This is a genomic window from Rhizobium skierniewicense Ch11 (assembly GCF_023757665.1).
Lineage (GTDB): Bacteria > Pseudomonadota > Alphaproteobacteria > Rhizobiales > Rhizobiaceae > Agrobacterium > Agrobacterium skierniewicense.
In genome coordinates, this window is sequence record NZ_RXPG01000020.1 from 1 (window position 1) to 5,576 (window position 5,576).

The following is a 5,576-nucleotide window of genomic DNA, read 5'->3' on the forward strand; positions in this document are numbered from 1 at the left end:
TTGCGTGGTGAACCTGGCCCATAGTGCATCCTTCCATTCACTGGAAAATATCGCACCATCAAATGCCGGGATCAAACAATTTCAGACCAGCGAGATAGGCCTCACTGGCGGATCGTTCTTGTTCACGGCGGTGGCGCGGCATGACGAGCATCGTGAATCCAAACACCTATCGCCGCCGCCGGCAGGGCAGAATGCGGTGATTAATCATGTTCGAAAAGCCGCACTTGGCGCGGAAAAGCGAAAACGATTTGTTGAGAATGTACGATTCATGTTGAAAAATCCGCGCTAAGAGCGGATAGTTACGCATGGTTCACGATCAACGGTCCGCGCTGTCAACTCATATTGCACGCCTGCTCTCTGCGGGCCAAGTAGTCTTTACGCGCCAGCAGGCCGAACAGGCGCTGGGCGTCGAACGCGGCGCCTTCCTCGATGCCGCCGAGCGCCTTCAACGCCGCAAGGCTCTGATCAGGCCCCGGCAGGGGCTCTATGTTGCGGTGCCCCCACAGTTTGCCTCCTGGGGCGCGCCTCCGCCATCATGGTACATCGACGCCCTGATGCGCCACGAGCTGCAGCCCTACTATGTCGGCTTGTTGAAGGCGGCGGAGCTTCACGGCGCCACGCACCAGGCCGTGATGGAATTCCAGATCGTCACGCCCAAACGCATGCCGAAGATCAAGGCGGGCCGTAATCTGATCGTCTTCTATTACCGCAAGGACATTGCAGCTGTGGAGGTGGGCATTGAGGACCGCAAAACGGATACAGGCAGAATGAAGATATCATCCCCCGCGCTTACGGCGCTCGACCTCCTGCGCTATCCACAGGCGGCGGGGGGGATCGATAACGTCGCGACGGTCCTTATGAATCTAGTCGAAAAAATCGATCCTTCCCAGTTGGCCGCATTGTCCGATGCGACTGAGCGGCCTGTCGTTCAACGTCTCGGTTATCTGCTGGAGCGGCTGGGACACAAGACTCTGTCCGATCCGATGCATTCGGCGCTGATGGCGCGCGGTGCGACACCGTGGACGGAGCTGGACCGACATGAGACGCGCGATCCTGATTTCACACCCACGCCGCAGGAGCGCGACGACCGCTGGCACGTGATCGTGCGCCGCGCGCCGGAGGTCGATGAATGATCCCCGCTCAGAATATTGTTGCCTGGGGCAGCGTTGTGCCATGGGCGGACCAGCGTCAGGTCGAGCAGGATCTCATCATCAGCCGCGCTCTCATCGACATCTTCAATGACGATCTCCTTTCCGCCGAACTGCGCTTTCGCGGCGGTACGGCGCTGAACAAGTTGCATTTCCCCGAGCCGCTTCGTTACTCGGAAGATATAGATCTCGTCCGAACGACCGCAGGCCCGATCGGCCCAATCTTGGATCGGCTGCGGGAAATTCTCGAACCTTGGCTTGGCCGGGCGCAATTCGACCAGAGCCCGGTCGCCCCTAATTTCGCTTTCGTGTAGAGGCGGAAGACGGAAGCGGCGTGCCTATTCGTCTCAAGGTCGAAATCAACACGCGCGAAATCGAAACCTACGATCCGCCTCAAGCTCTACCGCTTCGGATAGAAAATCCCTGGTTTGCCGGCGAGGCCGCGATTCCGACCTTCTCCCGGGAGGAAATGCTGGCCACGAAGCTTCGGGCTCTCCTGCAGCGCGACAAGGGTCGTGATCTCTACGATCTCTCCCATGCCCTTGATGTGTTCGAAGGTCTTGACGCTGATCTGGTTGCAGAGCTGTTCGGCCGCTATCTGCAATTTGCAGGCCAATCGATTTCCCGCGCCCAGGCCGAAGAACGAATGTTCGCAAAGCTGGCGAATCCGCGGCTGCTAACCGATATGCGGCCATTGCTTCCGCTCGCACAGGTGGAGTCGTTGTCAGAGGACGCTACCAAGGAGGCTTTCGAGCGCGTATTTGAAGGGCTGGTTGTCAAGATCGCTGGTGATACCCGGGTTCGCACTGGCGAGATGAAAGAGCGGTTTGGGCTTGGCGGACCGGCCATTCAAAAAGCCCCATAGCCTCGACCGGAAGAACGTGGGCGTCCCCTTCGAGACGGGCTGCTGGCTGTGCTGAAGCCCCTGGTAGGCCTTCCCCATTCGGGTGGCCATCCCTGACGTCTCGACAAGGGTTTGCACACCCGCGAAAATCTACATCCCGGACCCGCAAATCGACCCTATCAAGGTAAAGAGCTGGAACTTCAATTTTAGCCCTGCACACGGCATATCAGTGCCCACGCAACCCAAACTCGGCGATAATTGCAGGCCTGGTCGCCAAGAGACGTTCGAGATGGCTTTCCGGCCACATTTCAATGCGCGGAGCGGCACCGTTTGCATTATGCTGTTCGATCCACGTTACGGCATCCGCGGTGAATCTGCCGCTGGTCGCTACAACCAGCACGTCGACCCGCGGGTTGGTCCACAGCGCCATCTGTTCTTTCGTTGCCGCTACGTCGGGAAGTCCTACACTACGACTCGTCCAGTGCTTACACTGGATAATTACGCGAAGCCGTTGCGTACCCGAAAGCTCGTCCTGGATTAGCCGTGTCACCGAAAGGTCACGGCCCCGATCGGCTGCCCTCGTCTGCATAAGCCATTCCGGATTTTCGTAACGTGGCGTGTCGCTGATAAGCGTGAAAATCAAACGTTCAAAAGCTTCGTCATCGATCTCCCACCAAGCGAGTGCTGTCGTGATTGGCCCTGTCGGTCGCGCCGCGACCAGGATCGACAGGTCCTCAACTTGCACCGGAACGGCCTCGTTCACACCGTACAAGCCCTTGCGCAGCGTGGTCTTTACGTTAGGCCAATCCATCGATTCTATATCATGGAGGTCGCCGACATGACCAAAATGGATGTGCCGCAGCATGTCAGACCAGCGTGCCGGCTTCCTAACGCTGGAGCCGAGTAACACCTCGATCTGATCCATATGCTCACGCATGACGCTCCATAGTCCTCCATCAAGCCGCTCCTGAGGATCCTCGTCCGGTCCCACCGCCGCTCGAACCGCGCGAATGTCAGCATCGATCTGATCGATCAAGCCAAAAAGCGCGTCGCGGATGAGCTCCTTTCGCATATTGTTGAGCCGAAAGCGGTACTCTCGCAGCTCGCGCCCGGGCTCTTCGATCCAGCGCTCGACGGAAACCTGTGCGCTCGGCTCATCGATCTCCATCGCGTCGAGCCTGCTTTGGGCAAGGCCATCAATATCCAGAAGCGTTGCCGTCGGCTTCCAACCTCCAATTTTCGGAAGGCTCTGGAGGAGAAGATCGAATGAGCGTCCCCGGTCCTCGTATTCGACGTTCTCACCGAACACGACTCCGGTTGGGATCATCGCGGCCATCTCATCCCAAAGCCGTTCCAACTTCACGAGATTGGCTTCCGCCCACTCGAACTGCTCAAGCGCCTCCATGATAGGATTATTTTGTGTATTCGCTGCTGACACTCACTCCTCCATCGCTACAATATAGCATCCATAGTATATGACATCAGGTGCGTATAATGAGGAGAGGACGCTTCGCAGCTCGGGTGGCACGTTACTTCATCGAAATAGGATTACCCGCATCTTTGCGGAAATTTGCCAAGCAGTCGCGCCGCAGCGACGGGCCAACGCCAATCGATGTACAAACGTGAGCTCCCAGGAACCGCCCAAAGTCTTTTGGTCATGGCAAAGCGACTTCTCGTCGGCGACATGCAGAACATTTGTTCGCGCCGCGCTAGTGGAAGCGATCGAACAGATCAACGCCGAAATGGACGTCAACGACGCCGACCGACCAGAGGTCGACCACGACACAAAGGGCGAGCGTGGCATGGTGGACATCGCCTCCACCATCCTGACCAAAATCGCCAATGCCGCCGTATTCGTCGCCGATCTGACCCCGATCGCGCAATCATCGGCAGGAAAATGGCTCCCGAATCCCAACGTCATGATTGAACTCGGCTGGGCGATGCAGAAGCCTGGTTGGGAGCGTGTGATCGGGGTGCTCAACACGGCGTCGGGCGCTGAGATCGAAGACCTCCCGTTCGACATTCGTCAAAGGCGAGTCATCACCTATGTTCTCGCCGATGGTGCTGACGCCACCACGCGAAAAAGCGTCAACAAAAAACTTGTCAGAGAGCTGAAAGGCGCGCTCGAAGTAACCTCTCCGAGAGGGCCGAACAAATCGCCGTGGACAAGGTGATAGTTGGTGCGCCCGCCAATCCGCAGAATCCGTCGATCTGGGCTTCAGCCAAAGAAACGCTCACACACAACGACGCATTCGGTCGGCCAGGCCGCACAAAGATCCAGCTTCCCGACGTCCCGCGCTCCTACATGAGGATCATCCCAGCTGGCTGGAATACACACCCTCCATCGGTCGCGGACATAGCAACGCTTCACAACGGAATGAGAGTTGAAGCGCCCCACGACGGGGCAGCATCCGGCGATTTCGGTGCGACGGAAGAGGGCTTCGTCAGATATTGGCTCACCGGTGAATACGGACAGCCCTCATCGACGTCCAATGTTACCATGTTTTTTGAGGACACTGGCGAGTTTTGGTTGCTCCACGGTAGCGTCATAGCCCCGACTAAGAACTACGCGCTTCTCAAGGACCACCTCATGCTCGGACAGTGGTCGCAAGTCTTGCGTCGATCGATGCAGGTGATGGATCGCTACGGGGCGCTTGGTGCGCGACGGGTAGAGGCAGGCCTCTACAGTGTCCGCGACCTTCGCTGGTTTGCTGAGTGGGAGATGGATCGAATCCAGTCACGCCGCAATGACGTGATGACGATGCGACAGAGCCGTGATTGGGACGGCAGCGCCCAAATTACGTTTCTGACGGATGCCTACAATCGCGTGCGCGGCCTTTTCGCGCTACCTCGCCTCTCCGAAGCGCAGGTTTCCGAAATTCTTGCAAATTTCGACGCAGAGCGTTTCCGATTGAATGATTGAGCCCGCGAGACCAGCAATCCACTGTCTCCAGTGGCCGCCGGCAATTTGCTTCGCGTTTATCGACACGGCTGCGAGCGAACGGATCAACGACCGCGCGGATGCGAAAGAATCGAGATGAGCACCCGCGCGATGTAGAAAAGAGGACAACGTGGAAGAACCAGAAGAGAGCCGCGGGAGTACATCGTCTTTCCTGAAGAGGCCATCAAATATCTGCCCGAAGAATGGCAGTAGCAGCTTTATGCACTCAAAGAGGAAGGCCAAGGCGTTCTGGAGACAGCAGATGACAATCTGAGGATCTTGATCGTCTCGTCCATGCGTTCCCGACTATGGCGAGCCTTCGCTACATCCAGCATCGGCTGTCCTCCAACAAGTTCGAAGCGACGATGGATTGGGCGCTCGAAAACGACATGCTGACGTTGGCGTTCGTGACGACTTACTCTCGCCTCATTGACGGTGGCATAGCAGCGGCGTTTCTCGCAGCGCGTTACCGCCCGAGCTTCGTCCGGTGCATGACAAAATCATAGAGCTTCGCAATAAGCGCTATGCCCACAATGCTGGCCACGACTTGATAACCGGCAACCTAGTGACGTTGCCCCCAAGTTTTATCCAGTTTTGAGTTCGCTCCAGCGGTTTTGGGTTGCTGTATTCGGGGCGGTAGCGG

The 5,576-nt window shown here is 57.5% G+C and carries 8 protein-coding genes; 7 read left to right on the forward strand and 1 reads right to left on the reverse strand.

The window, feature by feature from the left end:
• The 4 genes from EKM04_RS14170 to EKM04_RS14185 all read left to right on the forward strand — a co-directional run.
• On the forward strand, positions 1 to 289 hold a 289-nt coding region (locus tag EKM04_RS14170; protein WP_252094074.1), incomplete at its 5' end, for a hypothetical protein.
• 16 nt (positions 290 to 305) lie between these two features.
• On the forward strand, positions 306 to 1,133 hold the full coding sequence (locus EKM04_RS14175) for a type IV toxin-antitoxin system AbiEi family antitoxin domain-containing protein (RefSeq protein WP_183897990.1): 828 nt from the start codon (positions 306 to 308) through the stop codon (positions 1,131 to 1,133).
• Positions 1,130 to 1,462: a nucleotidyl transferase AbiEii/AbiGii toxin family protein gene (locus tag EKM04_RS14180; protein WP_252094075.1), complete on the forward strand. Its 333-nt coding sequence runs from the start codon at positions 1,130 to 1,132 to the stop codon at positions 1,460 to 1,462. Before EKM04_RS14175 ends, EKM04_RS14180 begins: the two co-directional genes overlap by 4 nt.
• A 20-nt stretch (positions 1,463 to 1,482) precedes the next feature.
• Positions 1,483 to 2,013, forward strand: coding sequence for a nucleotidyl transferase AbiEii/AbiGii toxin family protein (locus EKM04_RS14185; protein WP_252094076.1), 531 nt, complete (start codon positions 1,483 to 1,485; stop codon positions 2,011 to 2,013).
• Between the two features lie 205 nt (positions 2,014 to 2,218).
• Here EKM04_RS14185 and EKM04_RS23075 read toward each other — a convergent pair whose 3' ends face one another.
• Positions 2,219 to 3,430: a restriction endonuclease gene (locus EKM04_RS23075; RefSeq protein ID WP_183897989.1), complete on the reverse strand. Its 1,212-nt coding sequence runs from the start codon at positions 3,428 to 3,430 to the stop codon at positions 2,219 to 2,221.
• 37 nt (positions 3,431 to 3,467) lie between these two features.
• Between EKM04_RS23075 and EKM04_RS14195 the strand changes: the two genes are divergently transcribed.
• The 3 genes from EKM04_RS14195 (at position 3,468) to EKM04_RS14205 (ending at position 5,439) form a co-directional block, all read left to right on the forward strand.
• Positions 3,468 to 4,166 (forward strand): hypothetical protein, encoded by a 699-nt coding sequence (locus EKM04_RS14195; RefSeq protein ID WP_183897988.1) that lies wholly within the window; start codon positions 3,468 to 3,470, stop codon positions 4,164 to 4,166.
• A complete protein-coding gene (locus EKM04_RS14200) occupies positions 4,154 to 4,915 on the forward strand; it encodes a hypothetical protein (RefSeq protein ID WP_183897987.1) in 762 nt (253 codons plus the stop codon). The genes EKM04_RS14195 and EKM04_RS14200 overlap by 13 nt, the downstream gene beginning before the upstream one ends.
• Positions 4,916 to 5,241: 326 nt before the next feature.
• Positions 5,242 to 5,439: a hypothetical protein gene (locus tag EKM04_RS14205; protein ID WP_183897986.1), complete on the forward strand. Its 198-nt coding sequence runs from the start codon at positions 5,242 to 5,244 to the stop codon at positions 5,437 to 5,439.
• Positions 5,440 to 5,576: the final 137 nt, after the last annotated feature.